This is a genomic window from Pyxidicoccus xibeiensis, from assembly GCF_024198175.1.
GTDB classification, from domain to species: Bacteria; Myxococcota; Myxococcia; order Myxococcales; family Myxococcaceae; genus Myxococcus; species Myxococcus xibeiensis.
Genome location: NZ_JAJVKV010000002.1, coordinates 261,020 through 278,896, shown reverse-complemented (window position 1 = coordinate 278,896; position 17,877 = coordinate 261,020). Strand labels below are relative to the sequence as shown.

Here is a 17,877-nt window from a genome sequence, read left to right as displayed (position 1 = left end):
GAGATGTTCTCCAGCATGCAGGAGGTCCTCATGGCAGGCAGATGTGGCTCACGAAACCCGGGCGGGAGGTGGGGGCTCGCACTCGCCCTCCTCGCGACGGCAGCCCCGGCACTCGGCCATGCGCAGCAGGCGCGAGCACCCAGGGAGCAGGCCGCGCAGGTCGACCCGCGGGCCGACCGGCTCCTGCGCCAGATGAGCGACTTCCTCGCCGCCGAGCGCGACTTCACCGTCCGCACCGAGGGGACGCTGGATGTCGTGCTCGAGTCGGGCCAGAAGGTCCAGGTCCACCGCGCGGGGGACGTGCGCATGCAGCGGCCGGACCGGCTCCGCGTGGACCGCGAGGGGGACCTGGCCGGGCTCCAGCTCTACTACGACGGCCGGCAGCTCACCGTCTACGGCGAGCGCAGCAACGCCTATGCGACGACGCCGGCGCCGGCCACCGTGGACGCCACCCTCGACGTGGCCGCGGAGCGGCTCGGCCTGGAGGCGCCGGGCGCGGACCTGCTTCGCGGCAACCCCTACGCCGCCCTCACCGAGGACGTGTGCTCCGGGACCTATCTGGGACGCGCCGTGGTGGACGGCGTGCCCGTGCACCATCTCGCGTTCCGCAACAGCGAGGGGGTGGACTGGGAGCTCTGGGTCGAGGACGGCCCGCGGCCCCTGCCGCGCAAGTACGTCATCACCTCCAGGGACCTGCCCGGCAGCCCGCAGTACTCCGTGAACCTGTCCGACTGGAACCTGTCGCCCCGGCTCACCCAGGACACGTTCCGCTTCGTACCCCCTCCCGACGCGATGCGGGCGTCGTTCCTCGCTCCGGGCGCGTTGGATGCGCAGCCGCAGGGAGGTGCGAAATGACGACGACGGCACGCAGGGCCCGTCGACGGGTGGCGGGAGTGTGGCTGGCGCTGATTGCCGCGGCGGGAGTGCTGGAGTTGCCGGAGCAGCTGTGGCTGCCCCTGGTGCCCCTGTATCCCGGGCCGGCGGTAGCCCAGCCCTACGGCACGGAGCGCAGGGTGGCGCGGCGCACCTCGCGGCGCACGTCCAGGCGGCAGGCGGCCATCCACGACGCCGGCAGCACGAGCACGGCCGTGGTGGCGGTTCCCCCGAGCGCGCGCTACGTCACGGCGCTCCCGGCCGGCTGCGCCGCCGTGACGGTGGGCGCCGTCACCTACCAGCAGTGCGGCGCGGTCCGCTACCGCCCCTATTACCAGGGGGAGACCCTCGTCTACGTCGTCGAGTAGCCCCCGCGTCAGCGCGGGGGGCGGCCCGGGCGTGGCACCTCGCGCCCGGCGAGCCCTCCCGCGCGTCCGGCCCCCATGACCGGTGCCTGACGGCCCCCTCGCATGCGCGGGCTGGTGTCCCCGGACCCGGGCCCGGCTCAGCTTGCCTCGGCTGGACTCCACGTCCGCCCCACCCGCCCCAGGAGCCGAGGCATGAGCACCCACTTCAGAGATGAGGCCGTGAGCCGTGAGCCGGAGCCCCCGGCCGCAGACGCGCCCTTCCCGGACATGGTGTGGATTCCCGGCGGCACCTACTGGAGGGGCTCGGACCACCACTACCCCGAGGAGGCGCCCGCCCACCAGGTGACGGTCTCCGGCTTCTGGATGGACCGCTTCACCGTGACGAACATGCAGTTCGCCCGCTTCGTGGACGCCACCCGCTATGTCACCGTGGCCGAGCGCCCGCTGAACCCCGCGGACTACCCCGGCGCGCGCCCGGAGCTGCTGGTGCCCGGCTCGCTCGTCTTCCGCAAGGCCCCCGGCCCCGTGGACCTGCGGGACATCTCCCACTGGTGGGCCTACGTGCCGGGCGCGTGCTGGAGGCACCCGGAGGGGCCCGGCAGCCACCTCAAGGGCCGCGGCAGGCACCCCGTGGTGCACCTCGCCTACGAGGACGCGGAGGCCTATGCGAAGTGGGCCGGCAAGGCGCTGCCCACCGAGGCCGAGTGGGAGAAGGCCGCGCGAGGCGGGATGGACCGCAAGGAGTTCTGCTGGGGGGACGAGCTCACTCCCGGCGGCAAGCACCTGGCCAACACCTGGCAGGGCGAGTTCCCCTGGCAGAACCTGCGCGAGGACGACTTCGAGGGCACCTGCCCCGTGGGCAGCTTCCCACCCAACGGCTACGGCCTGCACGAGATGGCGGGCAACGTGTGGGAGTGGACCACGGACTGGTTCCAGGCGCGCCACACCGGCAACAAGGGCAAGGCGTGCTGCATCCCCGTCAACCCGCGCGGCCCTCCCCAGCCGGACGGCAGTCGAGACCCCGGCCTGCCGGCGGTGAACATCCCCCGCCGGGTGCTCAAGGGCGGCAGCCACCTGTGCGCACCCAACTACTGCAGGCGCTACCGCCCGGCCGCGCGCTCCCCCCAGCCCGTGGACAGCGGCGCCAGCCACATCGGCTTCCGCTGCATCGTGCGCCCCGCGGCCTCGTGACGGCCGTCAGGTGGGGACGCTGCCGGCGGGCAGCTCCGGCCGGCCCTGCCGCTTCGCCCAGGCCTTGTAGGGAATCAGCGCGAGCAGCCGGACCAGGACGATGGCGCCCACCACCGACGCCACGTCCAGCGCCTGCAGGCGCGGGTAGCTCTGGACGATGATGGTCATCGTCAGCGCCGGGGGCGCGAGGGCGGCGGCCAGGGCCACGGCCTTGCGGTCCTCGAGCCGGGGTCCGCCCGCCCAGTGCCCCAGGAAGGCCGAGGCGGACACGAGCGCCACCAGCGCCAGCACCGTGGCCACCCCGAGCTCCCGCACGCGGGGAGGCGCCCGGACGAGGACGAGCACTGCGACTGCCACCAGGAGCACGTTGAACAGGCGGTTGGCCCACACGGCCAGCACCTCCGCCGCGCGGGGAAACAGCTGGTGGATGGCCATCCCCACCAGCAGCGGCGGGACGACCTTCACCAGCAGGAGGCCCAGCACCAGGCCGGGCGTGGCCTGGAGCTGGAGCCCCAGCACGCGGTCCAGGACCGAGACCCAGAGGGGCACTGTGACCAGGGTGCACAGCACCAGCAGCAGCAGCAGGTTGAGCGCCGTGGGGACGCTCGCGTTCAGGGCCTTCGCCTGTCTCACCACCAGGGGCGCGCCGGGGCAGATGGCGGTGAGCGCGATGGCGCCCGCTGCCTCCGGAGGAAGCCTGAGCAGCCGGACCAGCGCGTACGCCACGAGCGGCACCGCCACCAGCACCACGGCCAGGGCCCGCCCGTAGAGAGCCGGGCGCCGCAGCACCTGCCGCAGCTCCCGCGGGCGTGCCGCCAGCCCGGCGGAGAACATGAACAGGACGATGATGTTGGACAGCACGAGGACGATGATGGACCTCAGCATTTGCCTTCCCCCTCTCAGGGCAGTCCTTCGTGGATCTGCTTGATGACGGCGAGGAACTCCCGGTCCAGCACCAACAGGACGGCCAGCGGCGCGAGCGCCGCCGCCAGGACGGCCACCAGCGCGCGCCGGTCGAACGGGAACAGGCGCATCTTCCGGGCGGTGGCGAAGGCGCTTCCCAGGTCGGCCAGGGAGGAGAAGTCGGGCGCGCCCAGCAGCTCGCCACCGGCCGCGTCGCGAAACCACTTCCGCTCGAAGCGCCGCGAGTGCCAGGCCGCGAGCGCGGAGAACCTCACGTCCCCCCGCCGCTTGGCCCTGACGAGCTGGGGGGTGAACAGGCCCAGGGGCGCGTAGACGACGAGGGCCGAGAGTCCCCCGAGCACCACCATGGGAGCCAGGTAGGGCAGCGGAGCGCCGACGACGCCATGGGGCACGGTCCTCCAGAGGTACGAGGCTAGCGAGAAGGCCAGCGCGAACACCACGGGCGCGAAGCCGGCCTGGCAGATGGCCAGGAAGCCCAGGCCCCCCATCATGTCCGGATGCGTGGGCACCAGCGTGAGTGGCAGCCGCGACACGCGAAACAGGAAGCGGGCCCAGAGCACGCCGCGCCACAGCCAGCGCAGCGTCAGGAACCGGAAGAGGGGCTGGCTCACCGCCAGATACCACCAGCCCGCGAGCGATGGAGACTCCCCCACCCCGTCGAAGATCCACGTCCGGGAGGGGTCGGTCGGGGAGACGAGTGAGAGCGCGAAGGCGGCAACCAGCAGGAAGACTTCGGCCAGAGTGCTGTCGCGCCACCGCATCGCCGCGCGCACGGCGTCCGCGAAGGCGGGCCGGCTGCCCACCCCCACCAGGCGGGAGGCGAGGAACTGGCGCACGGCCTCGGAGATGCGCCCGTCGATATAGGGCTCGGCCGCGATGAGCACCGCCAGCGAGATGAGCAACTGGGCGTGGACCTGCTGCTCCGAGAACAGGGCCCGCGGCGCCGCGCCGCCCTGGAGCAGCGTGAGCAGGGGGATGGGCAGCCAGGCCAGCGCAACGAGGGCGAGCGTGCACCGGAGCCTGCCGGAACACCGGGGAGTGACGAGGTGGAGCGTGCGCTCGACCCTGTAGAGCAGCCCCCCCTTCACGAGTGAAAAGTCGGGAAGTGGGGAGAGCACGTCCATGGTCCGGCATCCAGTCAGTCACGGGGGGCCAGCCCAAACGGGCTGGCTCCGGGCGGGCATCCGCGGGCGCCCTCCAGTCCACGGTGTGCTCTCGTTGAAGGAATGACAATCCAGCCATCCATCCATGGGCTCGCGTGGTCCTGCTCGAGGTGGATGACAGCCCCTGCGTCCAGGCAGAGCTTCACGGCATCAGCGGAGGGCCGACGTCACCCGGTGCCTCTGCCGGAGGCCCCATGCGTGAGACAGCCGCTCCCTCGCCCCCATCCGAGGAGGACCAGGCCGTGGCCTTCCTGCTCGACCTCGTGCGGGCGCTCCACCTCGCCTATCTGCCCGCCAACAGGGTGGAGTCCCTGGTGCGGGGCGCCGCGCGGGGCCTGGGGCTGAGCGTGGAGCTCTTCACGCTCCAGAGCTTCGCGGCGACGGAGGTCTCCTGGGGGGCGCGGCGGCGGGTGGACATCGAGCGCCTGCCCTTCAACCCCCACTGGAACCTCCACCGGACTTCGGGCCTGCTGCTGCTCACCCGCGCCGTGACGGCGGGACAGCTCACCCTCACCGAGGCGCGGGCCGAGCTGGACCGGGTCGTCCGCCAGCCCTCGGCGTACCCGCACTGGCTGGTGTTCCTCGCCTATGGCGTGTACGGCGCCGTGGTCGCCGCCCGCGTGGGGGGCGCGTGGTGGGAGATGACCGCGGCGGTCCTCATCGGCGTCGTGGCGGGCGTCATCCACTACGGCACGCTCAGGTCGATGCGCATCGACCTGCAGAAGAGCTTCCTCGCCGCCTTCCTCGGGACGCTGATGGTCTGTGGCCTGTCCCTGCTGCTGCCGTCCTTCGACCTGGCGCGGGCCCTGTTCGGTGGAGCGACGCTGCTCATCCCCGCCATGGTGGTGACCCTGGGCGCCGACGAGCTGGTCAGCGAGTCGGTGGAGGCGGGCATGACGCGCCTCACCTACGGGCTGCTGCGCTTCCTGCTGGTGGGCGTGGGCATCACCGCGGGGGCCCGGCTGTGGACGCTCTTCCTCCCGCTCCCCGCCCACCTCCAGGCCCGCCCGCTTCCAGAGCCCGTGGTGCTGGCCCTCGTCGCGCTGGGAGGCGTCGCGCTGACGGTCTGCATGGGAGGCCGGAGGCGCGAGCTGCCGTGGATTGTCGGCGCGGTGCTGCTGGCCTTCGGGAGTCAGGAGCTGACGAAGCTCCTCTTCGGGGGACGCGGCAGCCCGCTCCTGGCGTCCTTCGTGCTGGGCGTCGCCGGCCTCCTGTATGCCCGGCTCCCCGGGAAGACGGCGACGACCATCATCATGCCCGGGCTGCTCCAGCTCGCGCCGGGCTTCCTCGGCACCCAGGCCGTCCTGGCACTGCTCCAGCCGGAGACGCCCGCCTCCAAAGGCAGCTTCTTCGAAGTGCTCCTGGTGGCGGCGCAGCTCGTCATGGGGCTGGTGTTCGCCTCCACCCTCGCTCAGCCCCGGGGCCGGGCGCTCACGCAGAAGGCGCCGGCCTGAGCGGCCTCAGGGAGGCCCGGCGAAGACTGTCTTCCAGTCGTCGCGCATGCTGACGACGTGCCAGCCGCCCTCCCTCGCCGCGCGCAGGGAGGCCCCGTCCTTCTCCTGGTAGGCGAACTCCCTCGCCGCGTCGTCGTGGTTGATGAGCAGTTGGAACGAGGGCCCGCGCCGCAGCCGCGAGGCGTCCAGCATGGCGATGTCTCCGCCGCTGCGGACATTGCCCGCGACGAACACCGGGGGCCTGCCGATGTGCAGGTCATTGCCCACCGGCTTGCCCTCCTTGTCGTTGAGGTGGCGCGGGCGGGGCTCGCGCCAGAGCACGCTCTTGCCGCCGCGCTTCTCGTACTTCGTCTCCAGGCTGCTGCCGATGACCTGCTCCGGAGGAATCCCATACAGCTCCTCGGAGAAGACGCGCATGAAGTCGAGGCCCCCGCCCGAGCTGATCCACGTCTGGAAGTCATTGTCGCGCAGGTACTGGAGCAGCTCGAGCATGGGCTGGTAGGCGAGCTGCGTGTAGGGCCTGCCGAGCTTCGGGTGGCGCGCGGTCCGCAGGAACTGCCGCACCTCCGCCTGGAACTGCTCCTGCGTCATGTTCGCGTGGGTGGCCGCGAACAGCTCCATCACCGCCTTCTCGCCCCCCTCCATCAAGGCGTCCACGTCCCGCTCCAGCGCGGCCTTGTAGGGCTGCCGCTGCCGGAGCGACGGGTCCTTCTCCGCAAGTGCCCGGACCCGGTCGGCCAGGAAGGCGCCCTGGACGGCGGGCTTCTCCTGCCACAGCGTGCCGTCGTTGTCGAAGACGGCGATGCGCTGCTCCACCGGGAGGAAGTCCGGGCCGCCCTCCGCCGTCACTCGGGAGACGAAGTCGATGATGGCCTGCTTCACCGGGCCGTCGTTCCATGACGGAAGGGGGGCGGGCTTCGCGACCTGTGCCCAGGCGGCGGCCGGGAAGACCAGCCCGAGGGCGAGCATGAGCGCGAGGAAGGGGGCGTGACGGCCCGGACAGCGCGGGAATCGGGACATGGGGGTGCCTCTCCCACGACACGCTGGGCCCGCCGTGTCCCATCCGCAACGCTCGGGGAGCCAGCCGGAAGGGGCACCGGTGGGGCCGCCTACCGCTTCGGCTTCGAGCCCTGGGGAAAGAGGAACGCGAGCTGGAGGCGCAGCTGACGGGCGCCGACGTCACGTACCAGCCTCCTCGTGCTCGCCGCGATGCTCCCGCGGCTTGCGCATGCGTCTTCTGCGGTGGAAGACCCTGCGCTCCAGCAGGCCCACCAGCGAGCTCGTGATGGCGACGGAGGGAGCCACCATGGCGGCAAGCACCGGGCTGCCCAGCGCAGCCTCGCATCCCACGGCCGCGGCAATCCAGATGGAGGCGGCCGTCGTGAGTCCGAAGATGGCGCTCCCCTTCTTGAGGACGCTTGCCGCACCGACGAACCCGATGCCAGACGCGACGCCCTGGATGATGCGGAGCGTCTCGACATCCCTTCCCACCAGGTTCGCCCCGGTGGTGCAGAAGAGCGCGGCGCCAAGCGTCACCAGGTAGTGGGTCCGGATGCCGCCCGGCCGCTCGCGGTACGGCAGGCCCAGGATGATGCCAGCGCCTCCCGCCACGAGCAGCCGCACCAGCAGCTCACCACTCCCGAGTCCTTCCACCATGCCGGGCTCCTGGAACGCGTCCCCTCGGCTCAGAAGCCAATTGCCGGCAGGGGCGGAAGGGACCTGTCTCCCAGTGCCCGCTCCACGACGTCCGCGTGGTGGCGGAGGGACGCCAGCTGTGGGGAGTCCGCCAGGGCACGCTCCGCCACCGCGAGGATGCGCTGCAGCGCCGCGCGCGCCGCCTGCTGGTCCTCCACCTCCCGCGCCTGCTGGCCCACGGTCCCCGCCAGTCGCAAGAGCCGCAGCACCACCGCGGGCTCGGTGGCGCCGTAGCGGAGGATCTGGTCCGTGGCCAGCTCGAGGTAGTCGCGCAACGTGGGGCCCCGCAGGAAGACGCACGGGCGCCCCGACGCATCCGCCAGCACGCGGGGCCCCAGACGCAGCTCACCGAGCCCGCACAGCAGGAAGGTGAGCTGGTCCACCGCCTCCACGGCGGTATAGGGGTCGTTGATGGCGGGCGAGAGCGCCTTGATGGCCACGTCCACGAGCTGCCTCACGCCCAGGGCCACGTCGGTGTCCTCGCTCCTCCAGCGGCCCAGGTGGATGGCGCGCAGGAACTCCGCGCAGACCTCGGGGGACATGGCGCCGCCCCCGCGTCCCGGCTCCACCCAGCCCACCTCCGCGCCCCGGACCACCGGCTCGCCGATGGCGAGCCCCACATGGACGGCGAGCCCCCGCGCCGAGGCCACGGCCCGCAGCGCGGGCGCGTCCACGTCCACCACGAAGCCGTCCGCGGAGGCCCGGAGCGGCCACGCCCCGCCGGAGCGGCCCGGCACCGCGGCCGCCACGTCCTCCTGACGGAGCCGATCCCGGCTCCTGGCGACGCGCAGCGTCTCCTGACGCACCTGCCGGACCAGGTACTCCACGCGCATGAGCTGGAGCGTGTGGAGGACCTGGAACACCAGCGCCGCCCCACAGAGCAGCAGCAGGAGCATGGCCATGCCGAGCGCCGGGCGCGGCACCCGCGCGGCCTCGGACGCGAACCCGAACTCCTGCGAGGCCACGAGGCAGTAGACGCCGGTGGCGACGAACACCGGGATGATGATGCGGATGCCGGCGCTGTGCACGTACAGCCGCAGCAGGCGCGGCGAGTACTGCCCCGCGGCGTTCTGCACCACGAGCATGGACAGCGAGAGGACGATGCTCATCGAGGACAGCGCGATGCCCAGCACGGTGGCGAGCATGCTCCGGGCCTCCGCCGCCGTGGAGTGCCAGGCCATTCCGCTCAGCACCCGTGCGACGGGAGCGGGAGGATTCACGAGCAGCAGGCCCAGCGCGGCCCCCACCAGCGCGCCCAGCAGGGAGTGCAACCACAGCCCGGGCCGCCCCCACCCGCGGGCCGGGTGGCCCTTGCTCGCGCTTCCAGGACGGGGGGCGCCGCCAGCCCAGGCCTGCCTGCGTGTGAGTCCCGCGCTGCCCGCCATGTGCCTCACCTCCGCCGCGAGCCCTCCCGGCGTTGCCCCGCGCCCCCAGGAGCCGGGAGCGCGCGGGCGCGCCAGGACAGGGAGGCCCCCACGCCCCCCCGTCACGTCAGCGCATCAGGAGTGTGCCTGGAGGGCGCGGTGGACGAACTGCTCCACCTCGTTGGCCAGGCTCATGATCTGGTCGCCCACCGTGGGCTTGCCGTCACCCTGTCGCTCTCGCATCTTCTCCTTCACCCGCTCCTTGAGGGGGCCGATGGAGAGGCTGCCCGGGGCCTGGCTCGGCGGGTATTCCAGGAGGCTCTCGGCGAAGCGCTTCACCAGCGCCTGGGCCGGGACGAAGAGGAACATCCGCTCGCCGTACCAGCGCACGTACTGCCCGGAATGCGTCGCGTACTCGAAGGGGTCCGAGCGCAGGTTGAAGACGTAGGGCCAGACGGGGTTGAAGCGCTTGCCGCTGAACCACATGTCAGGGCCCTCGCCGTCCTGGTAGCTGAAGACGATCTTCCAGTCGTCGTACCGGATGGCGGCGAGGTTGCCGCTGTCGAGCACGTAGACGAACTCATGCCGGCGGCCCGGCTCCGTGCCCGCCAGCAGCCCGCGCTGGTCATAGCCATCCAGGTGGACCTTGAACGTCTTGCTCCCCACGGTGTGGCCCTGCTTGCACCGCTCGACGAGGTCCTCCGGGCCGCCCGCCGCGGCCACGAGCGTGGGCATCCAGTCCTCGTGGGCGAAGATGTCGTTGATGACAGTGCCCGGCGGGATGACGCCCGGCCACCGCACGACGCAGGGCACGCGCACGCCTCCTTCCCAGGTGGAGCCCTTCTCGCCCCGGAACGGCGAGTTGCCGCCGTCCGGCCAGCCCATCTTCTCCACGCCGTTGTCCGTGGAGAAGATGACGATGGTGTTGTCGGCGATGCCCAGCTCTTCGAGCTTGGCCAGCAGCGCGCCCACGTGGTCATCCAGCTCCGTCATGGCGTCCGCGTACAGGCCCTTGCCCGTCTTGTTGCGGTACTTCTCCTGCAGGAACGTCCAGACGTGGGTGCGCGTGGAGTTGTGCCAGATGAAGAAGGGCTTGTCGTCCGCCACCGAGCGCTCCATGAAGGCCAGCGAGGACTGGAGGAACTCCTCGTCCACGGTCTCCATGCGCTTGGTCGTCAAGGGGCCGGTGTCCTCGATGCGCTGCCGGCCCACGCGGCCCCAGCGCGAATCCTCGGTCGGGTCGTCGCGGTCGGTGGCCCAGGTGTGGAGCACGCCCCGGGGCCCGAACTTCGCCTTGAAGGCCGGGTCCTTCGGGTAGTCGGGGCACTCGGGCTCGTTCTCGGCGTTCAGGTGGTACAGGTTGCCGTGGAACTCGTCGAAGCCGTGGGCGGTGGGCAGGAACCGGTTCGAGTCGCCCAGGTGGTTCTTGCCGAACTGTCCGCACGTGTACCCCAGCGGCTTGAGCAGCTCCGCGAGCGTGGGGTCCGAGTCCTGGAGGCCGTAGTCCGCCCCCGGCATGCCGATGGTCGTCATGCCGGTGCGCAGCGGGTTCATGCCGGTGATGAAGGCCGCGCGGCCCGCGGTGCAGCTCTGCTGCCCGTAGCAGTCCGTCAGCAGCGCTCCCTCGCGGGCGATGCGGTCGATGTTGGGCGTGCGGTAGCCCATCATTCCCTGGTTGTAGGCGCTGACATTCCAGAGGCCGATGTCATCCCCCCAGATGACCAGGATGTTTGGCTTGCGCCCAGGCCCGCTCCTGCCATGGCCGTTGCCGCCGGGCCCATGGCCATTGCCCCCCTGTCCACCGTGTCCATTACCTGCCTGCTTCGTCTTCGCCATGGGCGTCCTCTTTCCGTTCCGCGCTCCGCCGCCCGCCGCAGGCTCCATGCGCCCCGGCCTCCGACCGCTGGAAGGCGGCGCATCGCATGAACGAAAAGGTGCTCAGCCCCGGAGGGCTGGACCACCCGTACCGGAGGGTTGCTCCCAACACGGAGGCCAGGGGCCTCGGACATCACCCTTCAAAGACAATCCATGTTCATCTGTATATGTGTTCCTTCACCTGCTGCCAGAGGCCCCTCCCGGGCGCCATCGTGGCGGTGGCCGCACGGAGCGGCCGAAGGGACGAGGCTTGGCGTCCTCGCGCCGCATCCTCAATGTCGAAAGGCCGACGGCATGCGCCTCGGTGGAAGCCAAGGAGAAGCCCATGCGGTCGCCATCCCGTGTCGCCCCCCTCGTGCTGGGCCTGCTGCTCACCGCCTGCGCGGGCATCGACGTCAGCACCAACTACGACCCCAGTTCCGTGCAGCAGCTCGAGGGCTACCGCAGCTACGCCTGGCTGCCGGAGCCGCAGGGCAAGGACCCGCGCGTCTACAACGACATCATCGACGCCAACGTCCGGCAGGCGGTGGACCAGGAGCTGAACGGACGGGGCTACCAGAAGGTGGACCCGGGCGCTTCCCCGGACTTCCTCATCGGGTGGCAGGGCGCCATCGACTCGCACCTGGACTCGGAGACGGTGGACTCCTTCTACGGTTACCCGGCGGACCCCTTCTTCGGGCCGGTGTTCGCCACCGCGCCACAGACCTACGTGCGTGAGTATGAGGAGGGCACCCTCATCCTCGACATCGTGGACGCGAAGGCGAAGCAGCTCGCCTGGCGCGGCACGGCCCAGGCGGAGGTGGGCGACAACCCGTCCGCGTCGAGCACGCGGGAGCGCATCGGCGAGGCCGTGGAGCAGATGCTGTCGCGCTTTCCTCCCAAGCCCGGGCAGTGAGCGCCCCAGCCGCGGTGCCTTCCTCACGCGCGCCGCCAGGCGCGCACCACCAGCACCCCGACGACGCCTGCCCCCAGCAGCCCCAGGCCCACGAGCGCCAGCAGCCACAGGAAGACGCGGTCCACCAGGCGCCCGGCCCGGTCGAAGGCATGATCCACCCAGCCCACGGCCAGCCCGTCGAGCTGCTCCAGCGTCCCCACGCGCTCGGCGTGCAAGGCCTCCAGCACCGCCACGCGCTCGCGTCCCACCCCCGCCAGGACGGCCTGCCGCTCCTGGCTCAGCGCCTCCAGCACCGCCACGCGCTCGCGGGCCACCAGCGCGGGCGTGTTCGCGGCCACGCTCCCCACCCGGTCGAGGATGTCCACCGTGCGCGCCAGCTCGGCCGTGGCGGTCTGGAGGGCGGGCGCGCTCAGGGCGTCCGTGGCCACGAGCTCCGCCTGCCAGCGGGCCTGGCGCGGAAGGCTGGCCGCGTAGAGGTCCACCCGCGCGGTGATGTCGCGCGTGTCCTCCAGCAACCCGGCCGCCTGCTTCAGCAGCCCTCCGCCCGAGGCCTCCGTCACGGAGGCCAGCAGGGGCGCGGTGGACTCGCGCGTGACGAGCGGCCCGGTCAGCGGGTGCTCGGCGGCCCAGGCATGGACCCGCGCCCTCGCGGGCGACACGTCGTCCCGTCCCGAGACCTCGCGCCACAGCGCCTCCACCTGTGACTCCATGTCGTCCAGCGAGCGCCGGGCCTCGGCCACCAGCTCCGGAGAGGCGCCCTCCGCCCGCTGGGACAGCACGTCCTGGAGCTGGGCCAGCAGCGCCCAGGCGTCCACCAGGGCGGCCACCGGGTCCGGCTGGAAGAGCGCGCCCTGCATGGCGGGCACCGCGTTGGCCTTGAACGTGAGCATCTGCCGCCGCACCTCGGGTGAAGCCGAGCGCTCGGCGAGGTCATCCGCCGTCGCCTCCAGCAGGCCGGAGAAGCGCCGCGCCAGGTCACGCACCCGCACGCGCAGCGCGCTCACGTCCAGGTCCGAGCGCCCCACGCGCTCGGCCAGCTCCGAGCGGGGCGCATCCAGCGTCGCGCACGCGCAGAGGAGCGCCGCGAGCACCACCGCGGGCACCCGGCGCCAGGGGTGAAGGACCGGAGACATGGGCCCGGCGCAAGCTGCGCATGCACGCCCCCTGCGCCGACCCTCACCTGGAGCCGGTGGGCCCGTTGTGCTCCGGACAGTCCACGCCCTTCACAAATCACATGCAATGCAGAAGCAACTGCCGGCGCAGCGCCCCCGGGACGATAAGTAAAGGAAAGGCCATGTCGGTGTCTCCACGTGTGAAAGGCGCGATGCTGGGACTGTCCGCGGCGGCCCTCTTCGGGGTCAGCGCGCCGGTGGCGAAGCTGCTGCTGCCCTCCAGCACGCCGCTGGTGCTGGCCTCGCTCCTCTACCTGGGAGGCGGGCTGGGGCTGACCTGCCTCGAGGCGCTGCGGCGGCTGCGCCCATCCGGTGTCCCAGGAAGCGAGGCACGCCTCGGGCGCAACGACGTCCCCCTGCTGCTCGGGGTCATCGTCTGCGGCGGAGTCCTGGGGCCGGTGCTGATGCTGGTGGGCCTGCAACGGCTCTCGGGAGTCGCGGCCTCGCTGCTGCTCAACCTGGAGGGCCCCTTCACCATCGTCCTGGCGCTGCTCGTGTTCGGAGAGCACCTGGGCCGTGCCGGCGCGCTCGCCGCTGGCTTCGTCATGGCGGGTGCTGTGGTGCTGGGCTTCCAGGAGGGTGAACTGCAAGGCGATGTGCTGGGCGTGCTGGCGCTGGCCGGTGCATGCCTGGCCTGGGCCGTGGACAACAACCTGACGCAGCGGCTGTCCCTCAAGGACCCCATCGCGCTCGTGCGCACCAAGGCGCTCGGCGCGGGCACGTGCACGCTCATCCTCGCCTGGCTCACCGGGCAGCCCTTCCCTTCCGGGACGGTGCTGGGGGCGGCCCTGGTGCTCGGCTTCGCCAGCTACGGGCTGTCCATCGTCCTGGATGCCTATGCCCTGCGCCTGCTGGGCGCGGCACGCGAGGCGGCATACTTCGCCACGGCGCCCTTCGTGGGGGCCCTGGTGGCGGTGCCCCTGCTCGGCGAGCGGCTGCGGCCTTTGGACCTGCTGGCGGGCGCATTGATGGCCGCGGGCGTCGTGCTGCTCCTGCGCGAGCGGCATGGCCACGCGCACACGCACGTGGCGCTGGAGCACGAGCACCTGCACGCCCATGACGCGCACCACCAGCACGCGCATCCCCCAGGCGTTGATGCCTCCGAGCCGCACAGCCACCCGCACCGGCACGAGCCCGTCACGCACGACCATCCGCACGTCTCGGACCTGCACCACCGTCATAGGCACTGACCGGGCTGGCCCGGCCAAGGGTTGCCGACCTCTGAGGACTCACGTCTCCTCGGGTGGGTTCACGCGACGGAAGGCGCGATACAGCAGCACGTCGTAGTGCACCTTCAGCCCTGCCCCGATGATGAGAGCACCCGCAGGAAGCGCTTCCGTCCCAGCCGGTCCGCGAGGAGCGTGGCCAGCACCGCTCCCGCCAGGCCCGAGCCGATGACCACGCCCACCTTGCCGGGGCTCAGTTCCAGCCCGGACAGGTAGACGCCGAGCAGCACGCCCACCCTCCCTCGCGCGTCCATCCTGGCTGAGGACCGGAGGCAGACACCGCTCACCGCGCCTGGAAGAGCAGCCCCGCGAGCGCGGCCCCGGCGATGACCAGCGGAATCAGGAGCTTCGCGTGCCAGCGGAACAGCGCCGCGAGCGCCAGCGCGAAGACTCCGAGGGTGACGGGCCCGGTGAGCGAGGTGCGCAGCAGCCCCACGGCGGTCGCCGCGATGAGGCCCACGACGCCCGCGGTGACACCGTCCAGGAAGAGCCGGACTCGAGGCTGGTGGAGCACGCGCTCGAAGAAGTCATGCCCCAGCAGCGTGAAGGCGAAGGCCGGAGCGAAGATGGCCGCCGTCAGCGCCAGCGCCCCCGCGAGTCCGCCGCCGAGGTAGCCCACGAAGGTGGAGAAGATGATGAGCGGCGCGGGCAGGATGCCCGACAGCGCCAGGCCATCCAGGAACTGCGCGTTCGTCATCCACCCGCCGAGCACCACCGCGTCGCGCTGGAGGAACGGGATGACGGTGTATGCCCCACCGAAGGTGAGCAGGCCACTGCGCAGCCCGCTCCACGCCAGCATGAGCAGCGAGGGGCGGCCCTGCGTGGCCACGGCGGCTTCCGTCCCGCCCACCAGCGGGGCGGCGGCCTCGGAGGACAGGCCCTGCCGGACAAGCAGGACTCCAAGGACCACCGCGCAGCTCCCCGCCAGGATGAGCGCGGGAACCCTCCCGCCTTGCCGGGCCAGCAGGTAGACCACCCCCGCGGCCACCAGGGTGAACGCGAAGTGGACGCCTGCGACCTGCGCGAGTGCGGCCCCTGCGGCCACGCCCCACAGCCACCTGTTCGCCAGCGCGTGCCCGCCAATGCGCACCACCGCCCGGACGATGAGCGCGCCCACCGCCGCCTGTACGGCCCCGAAGACCGCCACGAGGTTCGGGGAGGCCAGGCCGTAGCGCAGATAAGCCCAGGAGAGCGCCAGCATCAGGACGAAGCCGGGCAGCATGAAGCCCAGCCCCGCGAGCAGGCCCCCCAGCCGCCCTCGGGCCAGCATGCCGAAGTAGACGCACAGCTCGTGGGCCTCGGGACCGGGCAGCACCTGGTAGACGGCGAGGACGCGGTTGAACCGGGCAGGCGATACCCAGCGCTCGCGCTCCACCAGCTCCGCCTTGAGCATGGCAATCTGCGCGACGGGCCCGCCCCACGCGAGCGCGCCGAAGTGCAGGAAGCGCAGGAACAGCTTTCCGTAGGACTCGTGTGGCGGCCGGGGCTCCGGCGCTTCTGTGGAGTTTGACTCCGCCGAAGGGGTTGTGTCGTGGGAGCTCATCCTCGAAGCGCCGCCGCGGCCTTCTGGGCCCGCTCCAGGCGGGCGTTCACCACGTCCCAGCTCACGTTCTGGAAGAAGGCGTCGATGTAGCGGGCGGAGGCCGCGCCGTAGTCCATCTGGTAGGCGTGCTCGTACATGTCCATGACGAGCAGTGGGAGCCCGTTGGCCAGGGCCTGGGTGTGGTTGCCGCTCCAGTAGGTCTGCGGCTGCCCGGAGTGGAAGTTGTACGTGAGGATGACCCAGCCACTGCCACCGCCCAGGCTGGCCCCCGTGGCGCGGAAGTGCTCCTCCCAGCGGCCGAAGTCCCCGTGCGCCGCCGCGAGCAGCTTCTGGATGGCGCCGCCCGCCTTGCCGTCCCCGCCGAGGTTCCCGAAGTACGCCTCGTGGAGGATCATCGAGTTCGTGTAGGTCAGCTCCCGCTCCTTCAGCCCGCCCACGAGGAAGCCCGGCGTATCCTTCGTCACCCGCGCCAGTTCTTCCTCTACCTTGTTGAGGTTCTTCACCGCCCCGCCGTAGTTGTTCTCGTGGTGGCTGCGGAGGAGCTTCTCCGAGAGCCCCTTGAGCTTCGTCGGATTGAAGGGCAGAGGCGCCACCGCGTGCTTGCCAGGGCCTGGAGCGTCTCGAGGCGCAGGCATCGGTGGTGCGGCCTTCTCGGCCGCGACACTCTCATCAGGCGTGAGGAGGACAGCAGTTCCAGCCACTGCTGCTCCGGTCATGAAATCGCGTCGGTTCATCGTAGCTCCCTGCTTCAGAGCGTAGTGCGATGCAGCGGGCACGCAGGGCGGCATGCGTGCGCTCTGAGCAGGGATTGTTGACGCAGGGACGCACCATCGCCGGTGTTGAGTCGATGACCAGCGTTGTCCCTACATGAGGCCGTCACACCACAGGCTGGCGCCAGGCTCGGGACAGGTGCGCAGGGCCTTCCTGGGCAAAGCGCCGAACCAGCTCGTCCCGGCCGCGCTTCCCGTGCTCCATCAGGTACGCCAGCTCCACGGGCATCAGCACCTTGACGGTGACCAGCAGCACTTCTCCGGCCGGCATGGTGAAGCGGCCTGGCAGCGTGCTCGACTCCATGCCCAGCAGCACTCCCACCCTGCCCTCCTTCGTCAGCAGCGGCTCGGGCATGCCCTGGCCAGCAACCTCCATGGAAAGGAAGCCCGCTTTCACCTTCTCACGCACGCTCTCGTGTTCCGCGATCTCATTCCCCACCCGCTCCAGGAGCAGCAGGGGCCAGCTCTTCTCGACGTCACCGAGAGGTTCGTTCGTCTCCAGGGCCAGCTCCAGACCGAAGCCCACGGACGGCTCCACGCGGTCTACGAAGAAGTCCGAGAGCCCATCCGTCACCAGCAGGGTGCGCCCCTCCGGGCGGTGGATGACGCGCCAGACCTGGCGCCGGGCCGGCCAGCCGCCACCGACGACGATGGGGATGATGACGTCTTCGTCCAGCGTCCCCAGGGTGCGCCAGAAGGCTTGGCGGGCCGCGTCCGTCTCATCGCGAAGCGCCAGGAGCTTCCGGTTGCGTTCGCGCTCCTCTGGGCTGATGGCACTCGGGCCGGTGACCTCCTCGAACTTCGCACCTGACACGTGTGCGCGCTCCAGCGCCTCTTTGATGTCCTGGGACACGATGAGTGCGATGGTCCATCCCCAGGTCCGGAACACCCTGGCGCCGCCCACCTTCATCGGGTCGATTCGCATGCCCGACACACCGCGGTATTTCCCGACCTTCTCCGGGCGCCCATCCTCCGGCTTCCAGTACCGCACCTCCTCCGAGGCGTTGTCGTCGATGCACCGGATGAGCCGTGTGGCGACGAGAATGCAGTACGGCTCGGACTGCCCGTCGACTTCAACCGGAAGGAGTTGCACGTCGTCAGGAGCCAGCTCCGCGAAGATGCCTGCAACCCTCTTGTGAACGATGGGAGCGTTCCCAACACCCGCCACGGAATAATCGAGAGGGTTTCCGGGATGATCGATGGGAATCTTCAATCGCGCGTCAACCTGGACGGGGCATCCCGCCTTGAACTGCCAGGGGTCGTCCACCTCCTGGCCCTGCGAGTCCGTAGGGTCTCCCAGCAGCCAACGTCCCTGGAGACACATGTCATCGGAGAGCTTGAAGTACCGCATCGTCATGAGCCTT

General features: G+C 71.2%; 17 protein-coding genes and 1 pseudogene. 6 read left to right on the top strand and 12 right to left on the bottom strand.

Annotated elements, in window-relative coordinates:
• Positions 1-30 precede the first annotated feature (30 nt).
• From LXT23_RS09305 to LXT23_RS09295, 3 genes are all read left to right on the top strand, one after another.
• Positions 31-855 (top strand): DUF2092 domain-containing protein, encoded by an 825-nt coding sequence (locus LXT23_RS09305; protein ID WP_253979756.1) that lies wholly within the window; start codon positions 31-33, stop codon positions 853-855.
• Complete coding sequence (locus LXT23_RS09300; protein WP_253979755.1) at positions 852-1,241, top strand: hypothetical protein; 390 nt, start codon at positions 852-854, stop codon at positions 1,239-1,241. Before LXT23_RS09305 ends, LXT23_RS09300 begins: the two co-directional genes overlap by 4 nt.
• Before the next feature lie 192 nt (positions 1,242-1,433).
• Entirely contained in the window at positions 1,434-2,432 is a 999-nt protein-coding gene (locus LXT23_RS09295) for a formylglycine-generating enzyme family protein (RefSeq protein ID WP_253979754.1), read from the top strand.
• A gap of 6 nt (positions 2,433-2,438) precedes the next feature.
• Here the strand turns inward: LXT23_RS09295 and LXT23_RS09290 are convergent, their stop codons facing one another.
• A complete protein-coding gene (locus tag LXT23_RS09290; protein ID WP_253979753.1) occupies positions 2,439-3,317 on the bottom strand; it encodes a bile acid:sodium symporter in 879 nt (292 codons plus the stop codon).
• A gap of 14 nt (positions 3,318-3,331) precedes the next feature.
• Positions 3,332-4,480: a hypothetical protein gene (locus LXT23_RS09285; protein WP_253979752.1), complete on the bottom strand. Its 1,149-nt coding sequence runs from the start codon at positions 4,478-4,480 to the stop codon at positions 3,332-3,334.
• A 233-nt stretch (positions 4,481-4,713) separates the two neighbouring features.
• Between LXT23_RS09285 and LXT23_RS09280 the strand changes: the two genes are divergently transcribed.
• Positions 4,714-5,973, top strand: coding sequence for a threonine/serine exporter family protein (locus LXT23_RS09280; protein ID WP_253979751.1), 1,260 nt, complete (start codon positions 4,714-4,716; stop codon positions 5,971-5,973).
• A gap of 6 nt (positions 5,974-5,979) precedes the next feature.
• Here LXT23_RS09280 and LXT23_RS09275 read toward each other — a convergent pair whose 3' ends face one another.
• From LXT23_RS09275 to LXT23_RS09260, 4 genes are all read right to left on the bottom strand, one after another.
• Positions 5,980-6,993 (bottom strand): HAD family hydrolase, encoded by a 1,014-nt coding sequence (locus tag LXT23_RS09275; protein ID WP_253979750.1) that lies wholly within the window; start codon positions 6,991-6,993, stop codon positions 5,980-5,982.
• Between the two features lie 159 nt (positions 6,994-7,152).
• Positions 7,153-7,629 carry an MgtC/SapB family protein gene (locus LXT23_RS09270; RefSeq protein WP_253979749.1) on the bottom strand — a complete coding sequence of 159 codons (477 nt, stop codon included), beginning with the start codon at positions 7,627-7,629 and terminating at the stop codon, positions 7,153-7,155.
• A gap of 29 nt (positions 7,630-7,658) precedes the next feature.
• A complete protein-coding gene (locus LXT23_RS09265; protein ID WP_253979748.1) occupies positions 7,659-8,939 on the bottom strand; it encodes a DUF2254 domain-containing protein in 1,281 nt (426 codons plus the stop codon).
• Between the two features lie 228 nt (positions 8,940-9,167).
• Complete coding sequence (locus LXT23_RS09260) at positions 9,168-10,868, bottom strand: arylsulfatase (RefSeq protein WP_253979747.1); 1,701 nt, start codon at positions 10,866-10,868, stop codon at positions 9,168-9,170.
• Between the two features lie 364 nt (positions 10,869-11,232).
• Between LXT23_RS09260 and LXT23_RS09255 the strand changes: the two genes are divergently transcribed.
• Positions 11,233-11,802 (top strand): DUF4136 domain-containing protein, encoded by a 570-nt coding sequence (locus tag LXT23_RS09255; protein WP_253979746.1) that lies wholly within the window; start codon positions 11,233-11,235, stop codon positions 11,800-11,802.
• Positions 11,803-11,825: 23 nt separating this feature from the next.
• Here the strand turns inward: LXT23_RS09255 and LXT23_RS09250 are convergent, their stop codons facing one another.
• Positions 11,826-12,935: a chemotaxis protein gene (locus LXT23_RS09250; protein ID WP_253979745.1), complete on the bottom strand. Its 1,110-nt coding sequence runs from the start codon at positions 12,933-12,935 to the stop codon at positions 11,826-11,828.
• 191 nt (positions 12,936-13,126) lie between these two features.
• On the opposite strand from LXT23_RS09250, the gene LXT23_RS09245 reads away from it, so the two are divergent.
• Complete coding sequence (locus tag LXT23_RS09245) at positions 13,127-14,164, top strand: DMT family transporter (RefSeq protein WP_253979744.1); 1,038 nt, start codon at positions 13,127-13,129, stop codon at positions 14,162-14,164.
• Between the two features lie 104 nt (positions 14,165-14,268).
• On the opposite strand, the gene LXT23_RS09240 is transcribed toward LXT23_RS09245, so the two are convergent.
• From LXT23_RS09240 to LXT23_RS09225, 5 genes and pseudogenes are all read right to left on the bottom strand, one after another.
• Positions 14,269-14,430, bottom strand: a complete 162-nt coding sequence (locus LXT23_RS09240) for a hypothetical protein (protein ID WP_253979743.1) — start codon at positions 14,428-14,430, stop codon at positions 14,269-14,271.
• A gap of 53 nt (positions 14,431-14,483) precedes the next feature.
• Positions 14,484-15,743: a chromate efflux transporter gene (gene chrA, locus LXT23_RS09235; protein WP_253979742.1), complete on the bottom strand. Its 1,260-nt coding sequence runs from the start codon at positions 15,741-15,743 to the stop codon at positions 14,484-14,486.
• Positions 15,740-16,378 carry a superoxide dismutase gene (locus LXT23_RS09230; protein WP_253979741.1) on the bottom strand — a complete coding sequence of 213 codons (639 nt, stop codon included), beginning with the start codon at positions 16,376-16,378 and terminating at the stop codon, positions 15,740-15,742. Before LXT23_RS09230 ends, chrA begins: the two co-directional genes overlap by 4 nt.
• Positions 16,379-16,417: 39 nt before the next feature.
• Positions 16,418-16,477: pseudogene (locus tag LXT23_RS50860) on the bottom strand (twin-arginine translocation signal domain-containing protein); the annotation flags it as partial.
• Positions 16,478-16,619: 142 nt separating this feature from the next.
• Positions 16,620-17,870, bottom strand: coding sequence for an imm11 family protein (locus LXT23_RS09225; RefSeq protein ID WP_323378851.1), 1,251 nt, complete (start codon positions 17,868-17,870; stop codon positions 16,620-16,622).
• Between the last annotated feature and the right edge of the window lie 7 nt (positions 17,871-17,877).

Coding starts and splice junctions, on each gene's coding strand:
- LXT23_RS09305 (WP_253979756.1), top strand. CDS start 31: ATGGCAGGCAGATGTGGCTCACGAAACCCGGGCGGGAGGTGGGGGCTC.
- LXT23_RS09300 (WP_253979755.1), top strand. CDS start 852: ATGACGACGACGGCACGCAGGGCCCGTCGACGGGTGGCGGGAGTGTGG.
- LXT23_RS09295 (WP_253979754.1), top strand. CDS start 1,434: ATGAGCACCCACTTCAGAGATGAGGCCGTGAGCCGTGAGCCGGAGCCC.
- LXT23_RS09290 (WP_253979753.1), bottom strand. CDS start 3,317: ATGCTGAGGTCCATCATCGTCCTCGTGCTGTCCAACATCATCGTCCTG.
- LXT23_RS09285 (WP_253979752.1), bottom strand. CDS start 4,480: ATGGACGTGCTCTCCCCACTTCCCGACTTTTCACTCGTGAAGGGGGGG.
- LXT23_RS09280 (WP_253979751.1), top strand. CDS start 4,714: ATGCGTGAGACAGCCGCTCCCTCGCCCCCATCCGAGGAGGACCAGGCC.
- LXT23_RS09275 (WP_253979750.1), bottom strand. CDS start 6,993: ATGTCCCGATTCCCGCGCTGTCCGGGCCGTCACGCCCCCTTCCTCGCG.
- LXT23_RS09270 (WP_253979749.1), bottom strand. CDS start 7,629: ATGGTGGAAGGACTCGGGAGTGGTGAGCTGCTGGTGCGGCTGCTCGTG.
- LXT23_RS09260 (WP_253979747.1), bottom strand. CDS start 10,868: ATGGCGAAGACGAAGCAGGCAGGTAATGGACACGGTGGACAGGGGGGC.
- LXT23_RS09255 (WP_253979746.1), top strand. CDS start 11,233: ATGCGGTCGCCATCCCGTGTCGCCCCCCTCGTGCTGGGCCTGCTGCTC.
- LXT23_RS09250 (WP_253979745.1), bottom strand. CDS start 12,935: ATGTCTCCGGTCCTTCACCCCTGGCGCCGGGTGCCCGCGGTGGTGCTC.
- LXT23_RS09245 (WP_253979744.1), top strand. CDS start 13,127: ATGCTGGGACTGTCCGCGGCGGCCCTCTTCGGGGTCAGCGCGCCGGTG.
- chrA (WP_253979742.1), bottom strand. CDS start 15,743: ATGAGCTCCCACGACACAACCCCTTCGGCGGAGTCAAACTCCACAGAA.
- LXT23_RS09230 (WP_253979741.1), bottom strand. CDS start 16,378: ATGCCTGCGCCTCGAGACGCTCCAGGCCCTGGCAAGCACGCGGTGGCG.
- LXT23_RS09225 (WP_323378851.1), bottom strand. CDS start 17,870: ATGACGATGCGGTACTTCAAGCTCTCCGATGACATGTGTCTCCAGGGA.